Origin of the sequence: Marilutibacter maris (assembly GCF_003233695.1) — a bacterium.
Lineage (GTDB): Bacteria > Pseudomonadota > Gammaproteobacteria > Xanthomonadales > Xanthomonadaceae > Marilutibacter > Marilutibacter maris.
This window is the reverse complement of record NZ_CP029843.1, coordinates 2,857,145-2,877,496: the sequence shown is the minus strand read 5'-3', so window position 1 is coordinate 2,877,496 and position 20,352 is coordinate 2,857,145. Positions and strand designations below refer to the sequence as shown.

The following is a 20,352-nucleotide window of genomic DNA, read 5'->3' as shown; positions in this document are numbered from 1 at the left end:
CCCGTGGCTCGCACCACTCCCATCGAGCGTTACCGCAACTTCGGCATCATGGCCCACATCGATGCCGGCAAGACCACCACGTCAGAGCGCATCCTGTTCTACACCGGTGTCAGCCACAAGATCGGCGAAGTCCACGACGGCGCCGCCGTGATGGACTGGATGGAGCAGGAGCAGGAGCGCGGCATCACCATCACGTCCGCCGCCACCACGGCGTTCTGGACGGGCATGGACAAGTCGATGCCGCAGCACCGCCTGAACATCATCGACACCCCGGGCCACGTCGACTTCACCATCGAGGTGGAGCGTTCGCTGCGCGTGCTCGACGGTGCGGTGTTCGTGCTGTGCGCGGTCGGTGGCGTGCAGCCGCAGTCCGAGACCGTGTGGCGCCAGGCCAACAAGTACCGCGTGCCGCGGATGGCGTTCGTCAACAAGATGGACCGTACCGGCGCGAACTTCGAGAAGGTCGTCGAACAGCTGAAGACCCGCCTGGGCGCCTACCCGGTGCCGATGCAGGTGCCGGTCGGCGCCGAGGACAACTTCGAGGGCGTGATCGACCTGGTCAAGATGAAGGCGATCCATTGGGACGCCGCCTCCCAGGGCACCGTGTTCGAGTACCGCGACATCCCGGCCGACCTCGCCGACAAGTGCGCCGAGGCCCGCAGCTTCATGGTCGAGGCCGCGGCCGAGGCCAGCGAAGAGCTGATGGACAAGTACCTCAATGACGGCGACCTGTCCGAGGCCGATATCCTGTCGGGCCTGCGCCAGCGCACCCTGAAGGTCGAGATCGTGCCGGTCTTCTGCGGCACCGCGTTCAAGAACAAGGGCGTGCAGGCCATGCTCGACGGCGTGATCCAGCTGCTGCCGTCGCCGGTCGACGTGCCGGCGGTGCAGGGCGTCGACGAGGACGAGAAGGAAGCGACCCGTCCGGCCGACGACAAGGCGCCGTTCTCGGCGCTGGCGTTCAAGATCATGACCGACCCGTTCGTGGGCTCGCTGACCTTCTTCCGCGTCTATTCGGGCGTGCTCAACTCCGGCGACCAGGTCTACAACCCGGTCAAGTCGAAGAAGGAGCGCGTGGGCCGCATCCTGCAGATGCACTCCAACAACCGCGAGGAGATCAAGGAAGTCCGCGCCGGCGACATCGCCGCGGCCGTGGGCCTGAAGGACGTCACCACCGGTGACACCCTGTGCGCCCAGGACAACGTGATCACCCTCGAGCGGATGACCTTCCCGGAGCCGGTGATCTCGATGGCGGTCGAGCCGAAGACCAAGTCGGACCAGGAGAAGATGGGCATCGCCCTGGGCCGCCTGGCGCAGGAGGATCCGTCCTTCCGCGTGCGCACCGACGAGGAATCCGGTCAGACCATCATCGCCGGCATGGGCGAGCTGCACCTGGACATCCTGGTCGACCGCATGAAGCGCGAGTTCAACGTCGAGGCCAATGTCGGCAAGCCGCAGGTCGCGTACCGCGAGACCATCCGCAAGCCGATCAAGGTCGAGGGCAAGTTCGTCCGTCAGTCCGGCGGTAAGGGCCAGTTCGGCCACGTCTGGCTCGAGATGGAGCCGAACGAGCAGGGCGGCGGTTACGTGTTCGACAACGCCATCGTCGGCGGCGTCGTGCCGAAGGAGTACATCCCGGCGGTCGACAAGGGCATCCAGGAGGCCGCCGCCAACGGCGTGCTCGCCGGCTACCCGGTCGTCGACGTCAAGATCAAGCTCGTCGATGGTTCGTACCACGAGGTCGACTCCTCGGAAATGGCGTTCAAGATCGCCGGCTCGATGGCGTTCAAGGAAGGCTTCATGAAGGCCAGCCCGGTCCTGCTGGAGCCGATGATGAAGGTCGAGATCGTCACCCCCGAGGAGTACCTCGGCGACGTGATGGGCGACGTGAGCCGTCGTCGCGGCATGCTGGAAGGCCAGGACGACAGCCCGTCGGGCAAGATCATCAACGCCAAGATTCCGCTGGGCGAGATGTTCGGTTACGCGACCACCCTGCGCTCGATGTCGCAGGGCCGCGCGACATTCACGATGGAATTCGACCATTACGCCGAGGCGCCGGCCAACATCGCCGAAGCCGCGAGCAAGAAGAACTGAGTCGTGCCGGCTACGGCCGGCACTCTCGATCAACAAACACGCATAGACAATAAAAGGTAGATAACCATGGCTAAGGGTAAGTTCGAGCGCACCAAGCCGCACGTGAACGTCGGCACGATCGGCCACGTTGACCACGGCAAGACCACGCTGACGGCAGCGCTGACGAAGGTGGGCGCCGAGCGTTTCGGTGGCGAGTTCAAGGCGTACGATTCGATCGACGCGGCGCCGGAAGAGAAGGCGCGCGGCATCACGATCTCGACCGCGCACGTCGAGTACGAAAGCCCGACCCGTCACTACGCCCACGTGGATTGCCCGGGCCACGCCGACTACGTGAAGAACATGATCACGGGTGCGGCGCAGATGGACGGCGCGATCCTGGTGTGCTCGGCCGCTGACGGCCCGATGCCGCAGACCCGCGAGCACATCCTGCTGGCGCGTCAGGTTGGCGTGCCGTACATCGTGGTGTTCCTGAACAAGGCCGACATGGTCGACGACGCCGAGCTGCTCGAGCTGGTCGAGATGGAAGTGCGCGAGCTGCTGAGCAAGTACGACTTCCCGGGCGACGACACCCCGATCATCAAGGGTTCGGCGCTGAAGGCGCTGGAAGGCGACCAGTCGGAGATCGGCGTGCCGGCGATCCTGGCGCTGGTGGACGCGCTGGACAGCTACATTCCGGAGCCGGAGCGCGACGTCGACAAGAGCTTCCTGATGCCGGTCGAGGACGTGTTCTCGATCTCGGGTCGCGGCACCGTGGTGACCGGCCGTATCGAGCGCGGCATCATCAAGGTGGGCGACGAAATCGAGATCGTCGGTATCCGTCCGACCACCAAGACCACGGTCACGGGTGTGGAGATGTTCCGCAAGCTGCTGGACCAGGGTCAGGCGGGCGACAACGCGGGTCTGCTGCTGCGCGGCACCAAGCGTGACGAGGTCGAGCGTGGCCAGGTGCTGGCCAAGCCGGGTTCGATCACCCCGCACACCGACTTCGAGGCCGAGGTGTACGTGCTGTCGAAGGACGAGGGCGGCCGTCACACCCCGTTCTTCAAGGGCTACCGTCCGCAGTTCTACTTCCGCACCACCGACATCACCGGTGCGGTGACGCTGCCGGAAGGCACCGAGATGGTGATGCCGGGCGACAACGTGAAGATGGACGTCCAGCTGATCAACCCGGTCGCGATGGACGAGGGTCTGCGCTTCGCGATCCGCGAAGGCGGCCGCACCGTCGGCGCCGGCGTCGTCGCCAAGATCATCAAGTAAGACCCAGTCTGTCCGCACCCCGTGGTGCGGACAGCCGGTCGGGCCCGATGCCCGGCTGAACGGTCGGAGCAGGGGTGTCCCGGGTCGGCGCTTGCGTTGGCCCCGGATAACCCGCTAGAATGCGCGACCACCGCGTGGATCCGCCTTTTTGGCGCCACGCAGCCAGCGAAATGAGGGGCAGGATGCACCTCGTATTCGCCAGACAGGGACATGTCGCGCGGCGTCCGCCGCTCAGGGCCTCCGGGCTTCGAGCGGTGCTGCGCGTTCAGGTATTCCGTCTGGGCGGGCCGGGCAACCGGTCTGCCTTGTTTTTCTAGCAGGAGGCTCCGGAGCGAGGGTGAAGCTCCGGGGTATTGGCTTTTTCAAGGGGTCGGCACACCCAGAGGCCGGCCTGTCGCTCTTTTAACCGAGGAATTCCGTCATGGCGGACCAAAAGATCCGGATTCGGCTCAAGGCGTACGATCATCGTCTGATCGACCGCTCGGCCAGCGAGATCGTCGAGACGGCCAAGAGGACCGGCGCGCAGGTGCGCGGCCCGATCCCGCTGCCGACCAAGATCGAGCGTTACACCATTCTCGTCTCGCCGCACGTCGACAAGGACGCGCGCGACCAGTACGAGACCCGCACGCACAAGCGCGTGCTCGACATCGTCGACCCCAACGACAAGACCGTGGACGCGCTGATGAAGCTCGAGCTCGCGGCTGGCGTCGACGTCCAGATCAAGCTGACCTGAGGCCACCACCATGACCGCGAAGAAGTATTCGTTGGGCATCGTCGGTCGCAAGGCCGGCATGAGCCGCGTGTTCACCGCCGACGGCAAGTCGGTGCCGGTGACCCTCATCGAGGCCACCCCGAACCGCATCACCCAGATCAAGACCGTTGACAGCGACGGCTACAGCGCCGTGCAGGTCACCGCCGGCGTCAAGCGCGCCTCGCTGATCAACAAGCCCGAAGCCGGGCACCTGGCCAAGGCCAAGGTCGAAGCCGGCCGTGGCCTGTGGGAGTTCCGCGTGGCCGACGACCAGATCGGCGGTTTCGAGATCGGCGGCGAGATCAAGGCCGACATCTTCGAGGCCGGCCAGATCGTCGACGTCCAGGGCGTGACCAAGGGCAAGGGCTTCCAGGGCACCATCAAGCGCCACAACTTCCGCATGGGCGACGCGACGCACGGTAACTCGCTGTCGCACCGCGCTCCGGGCTCGATCGGCCAGCGCCAGACGCCGGGTCGCGTGTTCCCGGGCAAGAAGATGTCCGGCCACATGGGCGCCGTGCAGCAGTCCACGCAGGGCCTGGAAGTGGTGAAGGTCGACGCCGAGCGCGGCCTGATCGCCATCAAGGGTGCTGTGCCGGGTGCGCCGGGCGGTGACGTCATCGTGCGTCCGACGAGCAAGGCATAAGGAGAGATGACGATGGAACTCGCCATCAACAACAGCAAGAAGACGTTGTCGGTCTCCGATGCGATCTTTGGCCGTGAGTTCAGCGAAGACCTGGTCCACCAGGTTGTCGTTGCCTACCGCAATGCCGGCCGCGCCGGCACCAAGGCCCAGAAGACCCGCTCCGAAGTCGCCGGCACCACCAAGAAGTCCAAGCGCCAGAAGGGCGGCGGCGCCCGTCACGGCGCGCTGACCGCGCCGATCTTCATCGGCGGTGGCGTGACCTTCGCCGCGAAGCCCCGCAGCTTCGAGCAGAAGGTCAATCGCAAGATGTACCGCGCCGCGATCGCCGCGATCCTGTCCGAGCTGAACCGCCAGGGCCGGATCAAGGTCGTCGAGAGCTTCGATGTCGACGCCGCCAAGACCAAGAGCCTGGTCGCGAAGCTGAAGGAGCTGGAAGTCGGTCAGCGTCCGCTGATCGTCACCGAGGAAGCCACCGAGAACCTGTACCTCTCGGCGCGCAACCTGCCGTATGTCGAAGTCCGTGACGTGCAGGGCCTGGATCCGGTCGCGCTGGTTGGCGCCGACTCGGTCGTGGTCACCGCCGATGCGGTCAAGAAGATCGAGGAGTGGCTGGCATGAACGAGGCCAAGCTCTACACCATCATTCGTGCGCCGCGCGTGTCCGAGAAGACCGCGCGCCTGCAGGAAGTCTCCAACCAATACGTCTTCGAAGTGGCGACGGACGCGACCAAGGCCGACATCAAGGCCGCGGTCGAGAAGCTGTTCGACGTCAAGGTAGAGGCGGTCAACGTCGTGAACGTGAAGGGCAAGAGCAAGGCCTTCCGTTTCCGCATGGGCCGCCGTGCCGACTGGCGCAAGGCGTACGTGAAGCTGGCCGAAGGCCAGTCGATCGATGTGATGGCCACGGCCTGAGGATAGACCCATGGCATTGATGACATTCAAACCCACCTCGGCTGGCCGTCGTTCGGCCGTCCGCGTGGTGACGCCGGGCCTGCACAAGGGTGCGCCGCACGCCGCGCTGGTCGAGAAGAAGAACAAGAGCGGTGGCCGCAACCATCACGGTCGCATCACCACCCGCCACGTCGGCGGTGGCCACAAGCAGCACTACCGCATCATCGACTTCAAGCGCAACAAGGAAGGCATTCCGGCGCGCGTGGAGCGGATCGAATACGATCCCAACCGCACCGCCCACATCGCCCTGCTGTGCTACGTCGACGGCGAGCGTCGCTACATCATCGCTCCGAAGGGCCTGAAGGCCGGCGACCAGGTGATCGCGGGCCGTGACGCCCCGATCCGCGTCGGCAACACCCTGCCGCTGACCAACATTCCGGTCGGTTCGACCGTGCACTGCATCGAGATGAAGCCCGGCAAGGGCGCCCAGCTGGCGCGCGCCGCCGGCGCCGGCGTCCAGCTGGTCGCTCGGGAGCACGGCTACGCCACCCTGCGTCTGCGCTCCGGCGAGATGCGCAAGGTGCCGGCGGAGTGCCGCGCCACCATCGGCGAGGTCGGCAACGACGAGCACAACCTGGAGAAGCTGGGCAAGGCCGGCGCCAAGCGTTGGCGCGGTGTCCGCCCGACCGTTCGCGGTGCGGCCATGAACCCGGTCGACCATCCGCACGGCGGTGGTGAGGCCAAGGCCGGCCAGGGCAATCCGCACCCGGTCACGCCGTGGGGCGTCCCGACCAAGGGTTACAAGACCCGCAAGAACAAGCGCACCCAGCAGTTCATCGTGCGCGATCGCAGGAGCTAATCGGCCATGGCACGTTCACTCAAGAAGGGCCCGTTCGTTGACCACCACCTGATGAAGAAGGTGGAGAACGCGGGCAACAACAAGAAGCCGATCAAGACCTGGTCGCGTCGCTCGATGGTTCTGCCGGAGATGGTGGGTTTCACCATCGCCGTGCACAACGGTCGTAACCACATCCCCGTGCTGGTCAACGAGAACATGGTTGGCCACAAGCTCGGCGAGTTCGCCCTGACCCGGACCTTCAAGGGTCACGGCGGCGACAAGAAGAGCCGCTAAGGAGATGACCATGGAAGCGAAAGCCATCCTGCGCACCGCGCGCATCTCCCCGCAGAAGGCTCGTCTGGTCGCCGACCAGGTGCGTGGCCTGTCGGCCGAGCGCGCTGTCAACCTGCTGAAGTTCTCCGACAAGAAGGCCGCGGGCATGATCCGCAAGGTCGTCGAGTCGGCTATCGCCAACGCGGAGAACAACCAGGGCGCCGACATCGACGAGCTCAAGGTCAAGACCATCATGGTGGACGAGGGTCCGACGCTGAAGCGCTTCATGGCGCGGGCGAAGGGCCGCGGCACCCGCATCCTCAAGCGCACCAGCCACATCACTGTGGTTGTGGGCGCCGGCAAGTAAGGCGGAGTCAGACTAATGGGTCATAAAGTTCATCCGACCGGCATCCGCCTGGGCATTGCCAAGGACTGGAATTCCAAGTGGTTCGCCAACAAGAAGCAGTACGCCGAGTTCCTGGCGTCTGATCTGAAGGTCCGCGAGATGCTTCGCAAGAAGCTCGCGCAGGCCGGTATCTCCCGCATCTTCATCGAGCGTCCGGCCAATAACGCCCGCGTGACGATCCACACCGCCCGTCCGGGCGTGGTGATCGGCAAGCGCGGCGAGGACATCGAGAAGCTGCGCAAGGAAGTCAGCGACCTGATGGGCGTCCCGGCGCACATCAACGTCACCGAGGTCCGCAAGCCGGAGCTCGACGCGCAGCTGGTCGCCGAGTCGATCGCGCAGCAGCTGGAGCGTCGCATCATGTTCCGCCGCGCGATGAAGCGCGCGGTCGGCAATGCGATGCGCCTGGGCGCGCTGGGCATCAAGGTCAACGTCGCCGGCCGCCTCAACGGCGCGGAAATCGCCCGTTCGGAGTGGTACCGCGAAGGCCGCGTGCCGCTGCACACCCTGCGTGCGGACATCGACTACGGCTTTGCCGAGGCGAAGACGACCTACGGCATCATCGGCATCAAGGTGTGGGTCTACAAGGGCGAGATCTTCGATTTCTCCCAGGTCGGCCAGGAGAAGCCGGAAGAGAACTCGCGCGGCGACCGTGGCGAGCGTCCCTCCCGCCCGGCGCGTCCGGCCCGCCAGCCCCGCGAATCGAGGTAAACGACCATGTTGCAACCCAAGCGAACCAAATACCGCAAGGTGCACAAGGGCCGTAACGAGGGCCTGAGCTGGAACGGCAACGCCGTCAGCTTCGGCGAGTACGGCCTGAAGGCCACCGCGCACGGCCAGATCACCGCGCGTCAGATCGAGGCGGCCCGCCGTTCGATCAGCCGTTACGTGAAGCGTGGCGGCAAGATGTGGATCCGCGTGTTCCCCGACAAGCCGATCACCAAGAAGCCGATCGAAGTCCGAATGGGCTCCGGTAAGGGCAATGTCGAGTACTGGGTCGCGCAGATCCAGCCCGGCCGCATGATCTACGAGATCGAGGGCGTCAGCGAGGAAGTGGCACGCGAAGCGTTCCGCCTGGCCTCGGCCAAGCTGTCGGTCACCACCACTTTCGTTACCCGGACGGTGCGCTGATGGAACTCAAGCAACTCCGCGAGAAATCCGCTGACGAGCTGAAGGCCCACCTGGTCGAACTGCACAAGGAGAGCTTCGCCCTCCGCATGCAGAAGGCCACCGGCCAGCTCGCCAAGACCCACGAGGCCCGCCGCGTGCGCCGCGAGATCGCGCGCGTGAACACGCTGCTCGGCCAGAAGAAGTAAGGACCCGCCATGACCGACAACAATACAGAGAAGGCACTGCGCACGGTCGAGGGGCGCGTGGTCAGCAACAAGATGGACAAGACCGTCACGGTGCTCGTCGAGCGCCAGGTCAAGCATGCCCTCTACGGCAAGTACATCCGTCGCTCGACCAAGCTCCACGCCCACGACGCCGACAACGCGTGCAATGAGGGTGACGTCGTTCGCGTGAGCGAATGCGCGCCGATGTCCAAGACCAAGAACTGGCGCGTGGTGCAGATCGTCACCCGCGCGGCCGAATAACCGAGGAGGCTGAATCATGATCCAGATGCAAAGCTACCTCGGGGTGGCCGACAACTCCGGTGCCAAAGAAGTGATGTGCATCAAGGTGCTGGGCGGCTCCAAGCGCCGCTACGCCGGCATCGGCGACATCATCAAGGTGACCGTCAAGGACGCGATTCCGCGCGGCAAGGTCAAGAAGGGCGACGTCTACGACGCCGTCGTCGTGCGTACCCGCAAGGGTGTGCGTCGTCCGGACGGTTCGCTGATCCGCTTCGACGGCAACGCCGCCGTGCTGCTGAACAACAAGCATGAGCCGATCGGTACCCGCATCTTCGGGCCGGTGACCCGTGAGCTTCGTTCCGAGAAGTTCATGAAGATCGTCTCGCTCGCGCCTGAAGTGCTCTGAGCGGAGGAGATAGAGAAATGAACCGTATCCGCAAGGGTGACCAAGTCATCGTCACCGCCGGCAAGGACAAGGGCAAGAAGGGCGACGTGATCCGCGTCGACGGCGACAAGGTCGTCGTTTCGAACGTCAATGTCGTCAAGCGCCACACCAAGCCGAACCCGCAGGCCGGCCAGCCCGGTGGCGTGATCGAGCGCGAGGCGCCGATCCACATTTCCAACGTGATGCTGTTCAACCCGGCCTCCGGCAAGGGTGAGCGCATTGGTTTCAAGGTGCTGGAGGATGGACGCAAGCTGCGTGTGTTCCGCTCCAGCGGTGAGGCGGTTGACGCCTGAGGAATGCCCAAATGACCCGGCTTGAAAAGATTTACAAGGAAGAGGTGGTTCCGGCGCTGACCGAGAAGTTCGGTTACCAGAACCCGATGGAAGTGCCCCGCCTCGTCAAGATCACGCTCAACATGGGCGTCGGCGAAGCCGCCACCAACAAGAAGATCCTCGAGAACGCCGTCGCCGACATGGCCAAGATCACCGGCCAGCAGCCGATCGTGACCAAGAGCCGCGTCTCGGTGGCCTCGTTCAAGATCCGCGACGGCTGGCCGATCGGCTGCAAGGTGACCCTGCGTCGCGCCAAGATGTACGAGTTCCTCGATCGCCTGGTGAACGTTGCGCTGCCGCGCGTGCGCGACTTCCGCGGCGTGTCCGCCAAGTCGTTCGACGGTCGCGGCAACTACAACATGGGCGTGAAGGAGCAGATCATCTTCCCGGAGATCGACTACGACCAGGTCGACGCGCTGCGCGGCATGGACATCGCGATCACCACGACCGCGAAGACCGATGCCGAGGCCCGGGCCCTGCTCGAGGCGTTCCGCTTCCCGTTCCGCAACTGATCCGAGGACACACACCATGGCCAAGACCTCAATGGTCAACCGCGAGATCAAGCGGGCCAAGCTGGCGGCGAAGTACGCCGCCAAGCGCGAAGAACTGAAGAAGGTGATCTCCAGCGAGAATGCCTCCTACGAGGAGAAGCTGGAGGCGGCCGTCAAGCTGCAGAAGCTGCCTCGCGACTCGTCGCCGAGCCGTCAGCGCAACCGCTGCGCCCTGACCGGTCGTCCGCGTGGCGTCTACAGCAAGTTCGGCCTGGGCCGCAACAAGCTGCGCGAAGCCACCATGAAGGGCGACGTGCCGGGCCTGCGCAAGGCCAGCTGGTAACCGCGCAGGCGCCTCCCGCTGAACAGGGGGGCGCAAACGCCGGCGAGTTCTGCTAGACTCGCCGGCTTGCCCCGTCCGGGAGGCTCAGGCCGCCCTGGCGGGGTATCGCCGCTTCGGCGGCACCACAACGAAGCACACTGCTGAAAAGCCGCAATCCCGCGGATATCGGTGCTACTCATAAGGTGACATTCCATGAGCATGACTGATCCCATCGCCGACATGCTGGTCCGCATCAAGAATGCGGCGGCTGTCCGCAAGCCGACGGTGAAGATGCCGTCGTCCAAGATCAAGGTCGCGATCGCCCACGTCCTGAAGGACGAGGGCTACATCCTCGATTCCCAGGTCAGCGACCTGGGCAACGGCAAGGCCGAGCTCGAGATCGCGTTGAAGTACTACGAGGGCAAGCCGGTGATCGATCGCCTGGAGCGCTACTCGCGTTCGGGCCTGCGCCAGTATCGCGGCAAGGCCGAGCTGCCGAAGGTTCTCGGTGGCCTGGGCGTTGCCATCATCTCCACCTCGAAGGGCATCATGACCGATGCGCAGGCGCGCCAGCAGGGCGTCGGCGGCGAAGTCCTGTGCTTCGTGGCCTAAGGGAGGAACCGTAATGTCCCGAGTTGCCAAGAAGCCGATTGCCCTGCCGAAGGGCGTCGAACTGAACATCCAGGCCGACAGCGTCGCCGTCAAGGGCCCGAAGGGCACCCTGACGATCGCCAAGCCGGCCGGCGTCGAGATCAAGATCGAGGACGGCCAGGCCGTGCTTTCGGCCGCCGATCCGGCCCGGATCGCGATCACCGGCACCATCCGCGCGATCGTCGCCAACATGGTCAAGGGCGTCTCCGAAGGCTTCGAGCGCAAGCTCGAGCTGGTCGGCGTCGGCTACCGTGCGTCGATGCAGGGCAAGGATCTGAACCTGTCGCTGGGCTATTCGCATCCGATCGTGTTCCCGGCTCCGGAGGGGATCACCATCGCCACCCCGAGCCAGACCGAGGTCGTGGTGCAGGGCGCCGACAAGCAGCGCGTCGGTGAGGTCGCGGCGAAGATCCGTGGCTTCCGTCCGCCGGAGCCCTACAAGGGCAAGGGTGTGAAGTATTCCGACGAAACCATCATCCGCAAGGAAGCCAAGAAGGCCTAACCGGGTCTTCAGCTTTCGAGGAACAGATCATGAAGAAGAACATCGCCCGTCTGCGCCGCGCCAAGTCGACCCGTGCGCACATCCGCGAGCTCGGCGTGCCGCGCCTGTCGGTGCTGCGCACCGGCCAGCACCTGTATGCGCAGGTCTTCACCGCCGACGGTTCCAAGGTCCTGGCCGCCGCCTCGACCACCCAGGCCACCGTCAAGGACGGCCTGAAGAACGGTCGCAACATGGACGCCGCCGCCAAGGTCGGCCGCACCATTGCCGAGAAGGCCAAGGCCGCCGGTATCGAGAAGGTCGCCTTCGACCGTTCCGGCTACCGCTTCCACGGTCGCATCAAGGCCCTGGCCGATGCCGCCCGCGAAGGTGGCCTGCAGTTCTAAGGCTTGAAGCGGCATGGGGGCGACCCCATGCCGTCATTCCACCCGCCGGTACGGGCCGTGCCGGACGCCGCGATGAGTTCTCGTCGTGGCGGAACACCCGAAACGTTGCACAACGATAAGCGGCGACGCCGCAAATTTCTTCAAACACAGGAATTGCAAAGATGGCAGAAGATCGTGCACCGCGGGGTCGTGATCGCGACCGTAACCGCGAAGAGATCGATGATGGGATGGTCGAGAAGCTGATCGCGGTCAACCGCGTCAGCAAGACCGTCAAGGGCGGCCGCCAGTTCACCTTCACCGCGCTGACCGTGGTGGGCGACGGCGAGGGCCGCGTCGGCTTCGGTTACGGCAAGGCGCGCGAAGTGCCGGTCGCGATCCAGAAGTCGATGGAGTACGCGCGCAAGAGCATGGTCAACGTCGACCTGAACAACGGCACCCTGTGGCACCCGGTCAAGTCCGGCCACGGCGCCGCCCGCGTGTTCATGCAGCCGGCTTCCGAGGGTACCGGCGTGATCGCCGGCGGTGCGATGCGCGCCGTGCTGGAAGCGGTTGGTGTGAAGAACGTGCTGGCCAAGGCCGTCGGCTCGCGCAACCCGATCAATCTGGTGCGCGCGACCGTGCGCGGCCTGGCCGAGATGCAGTCGCCGGCCAAGATCGCGGCCAAGCGCGGCAAGAAGGTGGAGGATCTGAGCCATGGCTAAGAAGGGCGAGAACGCTGGCACCGTCAAGGTGCGTCTGGTCAAGGGCCTGCGCGGTTCGCAGGCGCGTCACCGCCTGTCGGTGCGTGCGCTGGGCCTGAACAAGCTCAACGATGTCCGTGAACTGAAGGACAGCCCGCAGGTACGCGGCCTGATCAACAAGGTCCATTACCTGGTGCGGGTGGAGGAGTAATCGTCATGCGTCTGAATACACTCAAGCCGGCTCCCGGCGCACGCACCGAGCGCACCCGCGTCGGTCGCGGTATCGGCTCGGGCCTGGGCAAGACCGCCGGCCGCGGCCACAAGGGCTCGTTCGCCCGCGCGGGCAAGGGCAAGATCAAGGCCGGCTTCGAAGGCGGCCAGATGCCGATGCACATGCGTCTGCCGAAGATCGGCTTCCGCTCGCGCATGGCCAAGGACACCGCCGAGGTGCTGCTGTACCAGCTGGACAAGCTGGAGGCCGGCGAGGTCGATTTCGCCAAGCTGCGCGCCGCCAAGCTGGTTCCGAGCACCGCGAAGAAGGCCAAGATCGTCAAGAAGGGCGAGTTGACCAAGGCGTTCGTGCTCAAGGGCCTGCTGGCAACGGCCGGCGCGAAGGCAGCCGTCGAGGCCGCCGGCGGCAAGGTCGAGGAGTAATCGTCCGATGGCGCGTAGCGGCAACGCGATGGCTGGCATGGGCGGCGGGCTCGGTAAGTTCACCGAGCTCCGCCAGCGTCTTCTGTTCGTCATCGGCGCACTGATCGTCTACCGCATCGGCTGCTACATCCCGGTGCCCGGCGTCAATCCCGACGCCATGCTCCAGCTGATGGAAAGCCAGGAAGGCACCATCGTGGACATGTTCAACATGTTCTCCGGTGGTGCCTTGTCGCGCTTCAGCCTGTTCGCGCTGAACGTGATGCCGTACATCTCGGCCTCGATCATCATCCAGTTGCTGGTCAACATGGTGCCGAGCCTGAAGGCCATCCAGAAGGAAGGCGAGTCGGGTCGGCGCAAGATCAACCAGTGGTCGCGGATGGGTGCGATTCCGCTGGCCGTGTTCCAGGCCTGGGGCATTGCGACCGCGCTGCAGGCCGGTGGCGCCAGCCAGGGCATCGCCGTGGTCTACAACCCGGGCCCGGGCTTCATCCTGACCGCGGTGGTCGCGTTGACCGCCGGCACGATGTTCCTGATGTGGCTGGGCGAGCAGATCACCGAGCGCGGCGTCGGCAACGGCATCTCGCTGATCATCTTCGCCGGTATCGTCGCCGGTCTGCCGTCCGCCGTCATCGGCATGTTCCAGCAGATCAACAACGGCGACATGAGTGCGATCACCGCGATCCTGATCGCCGCGATCGTGCTGGGCTTCACCTACTTCGTGGTGTTCGTCGAGCGTGGCCAGCGCCGGATCACGGTGAACTACGCCCGTCGCCAGGGCGGCCGCAACGCGTACATGAACCAGTCGTCGTTCCTGCCGCTGAAGCTGAACATGGCGGGCGTGATCCCGGCGATCTTCGCTTCCAGCATCGTGATGTTCCCGGCCACGGCGGCCAACTGGTTCAGCCAGGGCAGCTCCTCGTCGTGGCTGCTCCAGGTCAGCCAGTGGCTGAACCCGGGCGAGCCGCTGCACATGATCCTGTATGGCGGGATGATCGCGGGCTTTGCGTTCTTCTATACGGCGCTGGTGTTCAATTCGCAGGAAACCGCCGACAACCTGAAGAAGTCGGGCGCGCTGATCCCGGGCATCCGTCCGGGCAAGGCCACCGCCGACTACGTCGACGGCGTGCTGACCCGCCTGACCGCGGCCGGTGCGGCCTACCTGGTGCTGGTCTGCCTGTTGCCGGAGGTCATGCGCAAGGAGCTGAACACCTCGTTCTACTTCGGCGGCACGTCGCTGTTGATCGTGGTGGTGGTGGTGATGGACTTCATCGCGCAGATCCAGGCGCACCTGATGTCGCACCAGTACGAGAGCCTGCTGAAGAAGGCCAACCTGAAGGGTTCGCGGACCGGCCTGCCGGGTCGCTGAGCCTGATCGCCGGCCGGACGCCAGGGCGTCCGGTCCGGTTTGCCGCCCGACTGCACCGGCAGTCCGGCGGCCCGCAACACCACCGGCGGGGCCACGGCCCGGCCGAGGCGGCACCATCGGGTGCCGCGCCGACCCGGATTCCCGTCCGGGCACATTGATGGGCGACTCGCGCGGCGGTTCCGGGCGCGGGTGGGTCCAGGCCATACGCGCACCAGAGTAGTGCGCGGGGCCGGGCAGGGCAGGACAGCGCCCCGTCCGGTACAGCCTGGGGCCGTCGCCGGAGCATGGGCACACTCCCCATGCCGGGTCCTGCGCCGCTGTACGGGCGCGGGACTTCCTGAGATGCCGGAATCTTGGTATAATTTCCGATTCACTCCGCCGGGCAGCATCCGCGTCCGGCCGCCAAACCAGTTGGAGATCGCGTTATGGCGCGTATTGCGGGCGTCAATCTGCCCCCTCAGAAGCACGTCTGGGTGGGTATCCAGAGCATCTACGGCATCGGTCGTACCCGTTCGGTCCAGGTCTGCGAAGCAGCCGGCATCGAGAAGTCGACCAAGATCCGAGACCTGTCCGAGCCGGAAGTCGAGCGCCTGCGCGCCGAGATCGGCAAGTACGTGGTCGAGGGCGACCTGCGACGCGAAATCGGCATGTCGCTGAAGCGTCTGATGGACCTGGGCTGCTACCGCGGCCTGCGTCACCGTCGCGGCCTGCCTCTGCGCGGGCAGCGTACCCGGACCAATGCACGCACCCGCAAGGGTCCGCGCAAGGCCATCAGGAAGTAAGGAGCCCATACCATGGCCAAGCCGGCACAAGCCAAGACGAAGAAGAAGATCAAGCGCGTCGTCACCGACGGCATCGCCCACGTCCACGCTTCGTTCAACAACACCATCATCACGATCACCGACCGACAGGGCAATGCGCTGTCGTGGGCGACCTCCGGCGGCGCGGGTTTCCGCGGTTCGCGCAAGTCGACCCCGTTCGCCGCGCAGGTCGCCGCCGAGAAGGCCGGCCGCGCTGCGCTGGACTACGGCGTGAAGTCGCTGGAAGTCCGCATCAAGGGCCCGGGTCCGGGTCGTGAGTCCGCCGTTCGTTCGCTGAACAACGTCGGTTACAAGATCATCAACATCATCGACGTGACGCCGATCCCGCACAACGGGTGCCGTCCGCCGAAGAAGCGTCGCGTCTGAGGAGCTGAAAGAACATGGCTCGTTATATCGGTCCCAAGTGCAAGCTCTCGCGTCGCGAAGGCGCCGACCTCGGTCTGAAGTCGCCGGCGCGTGCGCTCGACTCCAAGTGCAAGCTGGAGCAGAAGCCCGGCCAGCACGGCCCCGTCGCCCGTCGCGGCAAGCTGTCCGACTACGCCAACCAACTGCGCGAGAAGCAGAAGGTCAAGCGTATCTACGGCCTGCTGGAGCGTCAGTTCCGCAATTACTACAAGAAGGCCTCGACCAAGAAGGGCAACACGGGTGAGAACCTGCTGCAGCTCCTCGAGACCCGTCTGGACAACGTCGTCTACCGCATGGGCTTCGCGGTGACCCGCCCGGCCGCGCGCCAGCTGGTCTCCCACCGCGGCGTCACCGTCAACGGCAAGTCGGTCAATCTGCCTTCGTACCAGGTCAAGGCCGGCGACGCGATCGCGCTGTCCGAGCGTGCCCAGAAGCAGCTCCGCGTGCAGGAGTCGCTGACCGTGGCGCAGCAGATGGACCTTCTCCCGTCCTGGGTCGAGGTCGACAGCAAGAAGTTCAGTGGCGTGTTCAAGGCGGTTCCGGATCGTGCCGATCTGCCGTCCGACATCAACGAAGCGCTGATCGTCGAGCTGTACTCGAAGTAATCCATTTCACGTGCCTCCGGTCCCCCTCCGGAGGCTCGCAGGAGACACCCAAACATGACGGTTACCGCCAATCAGGTGCTGCGTCCGCGCGGTCCCCAGATCGAACGACTCAACGGCAACCGTGCCAAGGTCGTGATCGAGCCGCTGGAGCGCGGCTACGGTCACACCCTCGGCAACGCGTTGCGCCGCGTGCTGCTGTCGTCGATCCCCGGCTTCGCCATCACCGAGGTCGAGATCGACGGCGTGCTTCACGAGTACACCACCGTGGAAGGCCTGCAGGAGGACGTGCTCGAGGTGCTGCTGAACCTCAAGGACGTCGCCATCCGCATGCATACCGGCGAGACCGCGACCCTGGTGCTGAGCAAGCAGGGCCCCGGCGTCGTTACGGCTGCTGACATCAAGGCCGACCACAACGTCGAGATCATCAACACCGATCACGTGATCGCGCACCTGACCAAGGACACCGCGGTCAACATGCGCCTCAAGATCGAGCGTGGTTACGGCTACCAGCCGGCCGCCGCGCGCCGCCGTCCCGACGAGGACACCCGTGCGATCGGCCGCCTGATGCTGGACGCCAGCTTCAGCCCGGTCCGCCGCGTGGCCTACGCGGTCGAGGCCGCGCGCGTCGAGCAGCGCACCGATCTCGACAAGCTGGTCCTGGACATCGAGACCAACGGCACGATCGACGCCGAGGAAGCCGTGCGCACCGCCGCCGACATCCTGACCGACCAGCTGTCGGTGTTCGGCGACTTCACCCAGCGTGACCGCGGCCAGGCCAAGCAGCCGACCGGCGGCGTCGACCCGATCCTGCTGCGCCCGATCGACGACCTGGAGCTGACCGTGCGTTCGGCCAACTGCCTGAAGGCCGAGAGCATCTACTACGTCGGCGATCTGATCCAGAAGACCGAGGTCGAGCTGCTGAAGACCCCGAACCTCGGCAAGAAGTCGCTGACCGAGATCAAGGAAGTCCTCGCCCAGCGCGGCCTTTCGCTCGGCATGAAGCTCGAGAACTGGCCGCCGGCCGGGATCGCCTCGCACGGCATGATGGGCTGAGCAAGGCGCGCGCCACTGGCGCGCGCCTTGCTCGGCACCCGGCCAGGGACGGCCGGGCAGGACTCTCCGGAGTCGGCAACACCTCGCCAGGGATGGCATCAGCAACAGCTCCAGCACGGCTGCACCACGAGCGCAGCCGCTGCTCCCACCGACGGGCGGAAAGCCCGCGCTAGGCCGGTCACGGAAACGACCGGCACGGACCATCCGCAGTCCATTGCTCCAGCGCCTGGATGGCGACAACGAAGTCCAACGATCCAACATTCATCTAGGAAGCCAACGTCATGCGCCACCAGAAATCCGGACGCAAGTTCAGCCGCACCAGCGCCCATCGCGACGCGATGTTCCGCAACATGGCCGCGTCCCTCATCAAGCACGGTCTGATCAAGACCACCCTGCCCAAGGCCAAGGAGCTGCGCCGCGTCGCCGAGCCGCTGATCACCCTGGCCAAGAACGACGGCGTCGCCAACCGCCGCCTGGCGTTCTCGCGCCTGCGCGACAAGGAAGCGGTCGGCACCCTGTTCGTCGAGCTGGGCCCGCGCTACCGCAACCGCCCGGGCGGCTACCTGCGCATCCTCAAGTGCGGTTTCCGCGCTGGCGACAATGCGCCGATGGCCTACGTCGAGCTGGTCGACCGTCCGCAGGTCGCCGAAGCCGTAGAGTAAGTCCTGGCGGCGCGCTTCGCCAGAAGCCGCAAAGATCGCATCGTGAGCCCCGGTTATCCGGGGCTCATGCGTTTTGGGGAAGGCATGCTGCCGATAGTGGCCCGGTGACGTGCCATCCGGGCTATGGGCAGCGCCGCGTTCAGCCCTTAAGCTGTGGCGTATGAACCGCTCAAAACGCCTCGCCGCCGCATCGTTCCGCAGCCGTTTCCTGTTGGGCTTCCTCGCCTGCGCAGGCTTGATCGGTTTCGCGGTCTATACCCAGTTGCGCGAAGTCAACCCGCTCGAACCCTGCCCACTGTGCATCTTCCAGCGGGTCGCGTTCGCGGCGTTGGGGCTGGCCTTCCTGGTCGGTGGCCTGCATGCGCCGGCGGGCGCCGGCGGGCGCCGGGTCTATGGCGTGCTGGCCGGCCTGGCCGGGCTGGCGGGAATCCTGGTCGCGGGCAACCACGTGCGCTTGCAGAACCTGCCGCCGGACCAGGTGCCGGCCTGCGGCCCCGGCCTGGACTACATGCTCGAAGCCATGCCGATCACCGGCGTGATCCGCAAGGTGATGACCGGCTCGGGCGAGTGCGCCAATGTCGACTGGGCCTTCCTCGGGCTGTCGATGCCCGCCTGGAGCCTGATCTGGTTCGTGCTGCTGACCGGCTGGGCCTGCTACGCGGCGTTCCGCCGCAACTGAACCCATCCCGCCCCGGTCCCGGGGCGCGTGCGCCCGCGAGGGCGCCTCGGTTGCCGACGAAACCGTTGCAGCGGCCAGCCGAACGGCGGATGATGGCTTGTCGCAATGCAACAAACCACTGCTGTCATGTCGAGCTCCGAACGCAATATCCAAGCCGTGAAACTCCCGACCGACTGGGCTCCGGATTCCTGGCGCGGCCGCACCGCGCTGCAGTTGCCGACCTATCCGGACGCGGCCGAGCTGGAAGGCGTGCTCGGCGAGTTGCGGGCGTTGCCGCCGCTGGTGACCTCGTGGGAGATCCTCGCGCTCAAGCAGCAGCTGGCCGAGGCCCAGGAGGGCAAGCGCTTCCTGCTCCAGGGGGGCGACTGTGCCGAGACCTTCGACGCCTGCTCGTCGGATGTGATCTCCAACCGACTGAAGGTGCTGCTGCAGATGAGCCTGGTGCTCGTCCACGGCATGCGCAAGCCGGTGGTCCGGGTCGGCCGCTTCGCCGGCCAGTATGCCAAGCCGCGCTCGGCCGATACCGAGACCGTCGACGGCGTCAGCCTGCCCAGCTATCGCGGCGACATGGTCAATGCGCCCGAGTTCAGCGAGGCCGCGCGGCGTCCGGATCCGCGCCGCATGATCAAGGGACACGCACGTTCGTCGATGACGATGAATTTCGTCCGCGCCCTGATCGACGGCGGTTTCGCCGACCTGCACCACCCCGAATACTGGAACCTGAGCTGGGTCGGGCATTCGCCGCTGGCCGATGAGTACCGCCGCATGGTCAACGCGATCGGCGATGCGGTGCGCTTCATGGAGACCTTGTCCGGCAGCGAGGTGCACAACCTCAACCGGGTCGATTTCTACACCTCGCACGAGGCGCTGCTGCTGCCGTACGAGGAGTCGATGACCCGGCAGGTGCCGCGCCACTGGGGCTGGTTCAACCTCAGCACCCATTATCCGTGGATCGGCATGCGTACCGCCGCGGTCGACGGCGCCCATGCCGAGTACTTCCGTGGTCTGCGCAATCCCATCGCATTGAAGGTCGGGCCCTCGGTCACCCCGGACCAGTTGCTGAAGACGATCGACCTGCTCAACCCCGAGGACGAGCCGGGCCGGCTGACCTTCATCCACCGCATGGGCGCGACCGGCATCGCCGACAAGCTGCCCGCGTTGCTGGATGCGGTGCGTCGCGACGGGCGCCGGGTGCTGTGGGTCTGCGATCCCATGCACGGCAATACCGAGAGCACCACCAACGGCTACAAGACCCGACGCTTCCGCAACATCCGCAGCGAGCTGGAACAGGCGTTCGAGCTGCATGCCGCGGCCGGTACCCGTCTGGGGGGCGTGCACCTGGAGCTGACCGGCGAGGACGTGACCGAATGCCTGGGCGGTGCCCGCGAGCTGACCGAGAGCGATCTGGAGCGAGCCTACAAGTCGACTGTCGATCCGCGCCTGAACTACGAGCAGGCGCTGGAAGTGGCGATGCTGATCGTGCGCAAGCAGTCCCAGCTCGGCACGCCGACCAGTGCCTGAGCCGGTGCCGGGAGCGGTTCCCGGCCGGCTTTCCCGATGATCTGTGGACCG

At 65.7% G+C, this 20,352-nt stretch carries 31 protein-coding genes; all 31 read left to right on the top strand.

Going from position 1 to position 20,352, the window contains the following annotated elements; all coding sequences use genetic code 11:
• The first annotated feature begins 3 nt into the window (after window positions 1-3).
• The 31 genes from fusA (at window position 4) to C9I47_RS12605 (ending at window position 20,301) form a co-directional block, all read left to right on the top strand.
• Window positions 4-2,094, top strand: a complete 2,091-nt coding sequence (fusA, locus tag C9I47_RS12755) for an elongation factor G (protein WP_111267081.1) — start codon at window positions 4-6, stop codon at window positions 2,092-2,094.
• Between the two features lie 66 nt (window positions 2,095-2,160).
• Window positions 2,161-3,351 carry an elongation factor Tu gene (gene tuf / locus C9I47_RS12750; RefSeq protein ID WP_111267080.1) on the top strand — a complete coding sequence of 397 codons (1,191 nt, stop codon included), beginning with the start codon at window positions 2,161-2,163 and terminating at the stop codon, window positions 3,349-3,351.
• Window positions 3,352-3,772: 421 nt separating this feature from the next.
• Entirely contained in the window at window positions 3,773-4,084 is a 312-nt protein-coding gene (gene rpsJ / locus C9I47_RS12745) for a 30S ribosomal protein S10 (RefSeq protein WP_027070119.1), read from the top strand.
• A gap of 10 nt (window positions 4,085-4,094) precedes the next feature.
• Window positions 4,095-4,748: a 50S ribosomal protein L3 gene (rplC, locus tag C9I47_RS12740; RefSeq protein WP_111267079.1), complete on the top strand. Its 654-nt coding sequence runs from the start codon at window positions 4,095-4,097 to the stop codon at window positions 4,746-4,748.
• 12 nt (window positions 4,749-4,760) lie between these two features.
• Complete coding sequence (gene rplD / locus C9I47_RS12735; RefSeq protein ID WP_111267078.1) at window positions 4,761-5,366, top strand: 50S ribosomal protein L4; 606 nt, start codon at window positions 4,761-4,763, stop codon at window positions 5,364-5,366.
• Complete coding sequence (rplW, locus tag C9I47_RS12730; RefSeq protein ID WP_111267077.1) at window positions 5,363-5,659, top strand: 50S ribosomal protein L23; 297 nt, start codon at window positions 5,363-5,365, stop codon at window positions 5,657-5,659. Before rplD ends, rplW begins: the two co-directional genes overlap by 4 nt.
• Before the next feature lie 10 nt (window positions 5,660-5,669).
• Entirely contained in the window at window positions 5,670-6,497 is an 828-nt protein-coding gene (gene rplB, locus C9I47_RS12725) for a 50S ribosomal protein L2 (RefSeq protein ID WP_111267076.1), read from the top strand.
• 6 nt (window positions 6,498-6,503) lie between these two features.
• A complete protein-coding gene (gene rpsS / locus C9I47_RS12720; protein WP_111267075.1) occupies window positions 6,504-6,770 on the top strand; it encodes a 30S ribosomal protein S19 in 267 nt (88 codons plus the stop codon).
• A 10-nt stretch (window positions 6,771-6,780) separates the two neighbouring features.
• Entirely contained in the window at window positions 6,781-7,116 is a 336-nt protein-coding gene (rplV, locus tag C9I47_RS12715) for a 50S ribosomal protein L22 (protein WP_111267074.1), read from the top strand.
• A gap of 15 nt (window positions 7,117-7,131) precedes the next feature.
• Window positions 7,132-7,866 (top strand): 30S ribosomal protein S3, encoded by a 735-nt coding sequence (gene rpsC / locus C9I47_RS12710; protein WP_111267073.1) that lies wholly within the window; start codon window positions 7,132-7,134, stop codon window positions 7,864-7,866.
• Window positions 7,867-7,872: 6 nt separating this feature from the next.
• Complete coding sequence (gene rplP, locus C9I47_RS12705; RefSeq protein WP_111267072.1) at window positions 7,873-8,286, top strand: 50S ribosomal protein L16; 414 nt, start codon at window positions 7,873-7,875, stop codon at window positions 8,284-8,286.
• The gene (rpmC, locus tag C9I47_RS12700) at window positions 8,286-8,471 is read left to right on the top strand and encodes a 50S ribosomal protein L29 (protein ID WP_111267071.1); all 186 of its coding nucleotides are present in this window, start codon (window positions 8,286-8,288) and stop codon (window positions 8,469-8,471) included. Before rplP ends, rpmC begins: the two co-directional genes overlap by 1 nt.
• A gap of 9 nt (window positions 8,472-8,480) precedes the next feature.
• Window positions 8,481-8,750 (top strand): 30S ribosomal protein S17, encoded by a 270-nt coding sequence (gene rpsQ, locus C9I47_RS12695; protein ID WP_111267070.1) that lies wholly within the window; start codon window positions 8,481-8,483, stop codon window positions 8,748-8,750.
• 16 nt (window positions 8,751-8,766) lie between these two features.
• On the top strand, window positions 8,767-9,135 hold the full coding sequence (rplN, locus tag C9I47_RS12690; RefSeq protein WP_111267069.1) for a 50S ribosomal protein L14: 369 nt from the start codon (window positions 8,767-8,769) through the stop codon (window positions 9,133-9,135).
• 17 nt (window positions 9,136-9,152) lie between these two features.
• On the top strand, window positions 9,153-9,467 hold the full coding sequence (gene rplX, locus C9I47_RS12685) for a 50S ribosomal protein L24 (RefSeq protein ID WP_111267068.1): 315 nt from the start codon (window positions 9,153-9,155) through the stop codon (window positions 9,465-9,467).
• A gap of 11 nt (window positions 9,468-9,478) precedes the next feature.
• Entirely contained in the window at window positions 9,479-10,018 is a 540-nt protein-coding gene (gene rplE, locus C9I47_RS12680; RefSeq protein ID WP_111267067.1) for a 50S ribosomal protein L5, read from the top strand.
• Between the two features lie 16 nt (window positions 10,019-10,034).
• On the top strand, window positions 10,035-10,340 hold the full coding sequence (gene rpsN, locus C9I47_RS12675) for a 30S ribosomal protein S14 (protein ID WP_111267066.1): 306 nt from the start codon (window positions 10,035-10,037) through the stop codon (window positions 10,338-10,340).
• A 192-nt stretch (window positions 10,341-10,532) separates the two neighbouring features.
• The gene (gene rpsH / locus C9I47_RS12670; protein WP_111267065.1) at window positions 10,533-10,931 is read left to right on the top strand and encodes a 30S ribosomal protein S8; all 399 of its coding nucleotides are present in this window, start codon (window positions 10,533-10,535) and stop codon (window positions 10,929-10,931) included.
• Between the two features lie 13 nt (window positions 10,932-10,944).
• Window positions 10,945-11,472, top strand: coding sequence for a 50S ribosomal protein L6 (gene rplF / locus C9I47_RS12665; RefSeq protein WP_111267064.1), 528 nt, complete (start codon window positions 10,945-10,947; stop codon window positions 11,470-11,472).
• A 29-nt stretch (window positions 11,473-11,501) separates the two neighbouring features.
• Complete coding sequence (rplR, locus tag C9I47_RS12660) at window positions 11,502-11,855, top strand: 50S ribosomal protein L18 (RefSeq protein ID WP_111267063.1); 354 nt, start codon at window positions 11,502-11,504, stop codon at window positions 11,853-11,855.
• A 161-nt stretch (window positions 11,856-12,016) separates the two neighbouring features.
• Window positions 12,017-12,556: a 30S ribosomal protein S5 gene (rpsE, locus tag C9I47_RS12655; RefSeq protein WP_111267062.1), complete on the top strand. Its 540-nt coding sequence runs from the start codon at window positions 12,017-12,019 to the stop codon at window positions 12,554-12,556.
• Window positions 12,549-12,746, top strand: coding sequence for a 50S ribosomal protein L30 (rpmD, locus tag C9I47_RS12650; RefSeq protein WP_111267061.1), 198 nt, complete (start codon window positions 12,549-12,551; stop codon window positions 12,744-12,746). The genes rpsE and rpmD overlap by 8 nt, the downstream gene beginning before the upstream one ends.
• Window positions 12,746-13,189 (top strand): 50S ribosomal protein L15, encoded by a 444-nt coding sequence (rplO, locus tag C9I47_RS12645; RefSeq protein WP_170288341.1) that lies wholly within the window; start codon window positions 12,746-12,748, stop codon window positions 13,187-13,189. Before rpmD ends, rplO begins: the two co-directional genes overlap by 1 nt.
• Before the next feature lie 28 nt (window positions 13,190-13,217).
• Entirely contained in the window at window positions 13,218-14,555 is a 1,338-nt protein-coding gene (gene secY, locus C9I47_RS12640) for a preprotein translocase subunit SecY (protein WP_407067524.1), read from the top strand.
• Between the two features lie 425 nt (window positions 14,556-14,980).
• Complete coding sequence (gene rpsM / locus C9I47_RS12635; protein WP_111267058.1) at window positions 14,981-15,337, top strand: 30S ribosomal protein S13; 357 nt, start codon at window positions 14,981-14,983, stop codon at window positions 15,335-15,337.
• A 12-nt stretch (window positions 15,338-15,349) separates the two neighbouring features.
• The gene (rpsK, locus tag C9I47_RS12630) at window positions 15,350-15,742 is read left to right on the top strand and encodes a 30S ribosomal protein S11 (protein ID WP_036212595.1); all 393 of its coding nucleotides are present in this window, start codon (window positions 15,350-15,352) and stop codon (window positions 15,740-15,742) included.
• Window positions 15,743-15,756: 14 nt separating this feature from the next.
• Entirely contained in the window at window positions 15,757-16,386 is a 630-nt protein-coding gene (rpsD, locus tag C9I47_RS12625) for a 30S ribosomal protein S4 (protein WP_111267057.1), read from the top strand.
• Between the two features lie 54 nt (window positions 16,387-16,440).
• Window positions 16,441-17,439: a DNA-directed RNA polymerase subunit alpha gene (locus C9I47_RS12620; RefSeq protein ID WP_111267056.1), complete on the top strand. Its 999-nt coding sequence runs from the start codon at window positions 16,441-16,443 to the stop codon at window positions 17,437-17,439.
• Between the two features lie 281 nt (window positions 17,440-17,720).
• Window positions 17,721-18,101 (top strand): 50S ribosomal protein L17, encoded by a 381-nt coding sequence (rplQ, locus tag C9I47_RS12615; protein ID WP_111267055.1) that lies wholly within the window; start codon window positions 17,721-17,723, stop codon window positions 18,099-18,101.
• A 160-nt stretch (window positions 18,102-18,261) separates the two neighbouring features.
• The gene (locus C9I47_RS12610; RefSeq protein WP_111267054.1) at window positions 18,262-18,780 is read left to right on the top strand and encodes a disulfide bond formation protein B; all 519 of its coding nucleotides are present in this window, start codon (window positions 18,262-18,264) and stop codon (window positions 18,778-18,780) included.
• 126 nt (window positions 18,781-18,906) lie between these two features.
• Window positions 18,907-20,301, top strand: a complete 1,395-nt coding sequence (locus tag C9I47_RS12605) for a class II 3-deoxy-7-phosphoheptulonate synthase (RefSeq protein WP_111267053.1) — start codon at window positions 18,907-18,909, stop codon at window positions 20,299-20,301.
• Window positions 20,302-20,352: the final 51 nt, after the last annotated feature.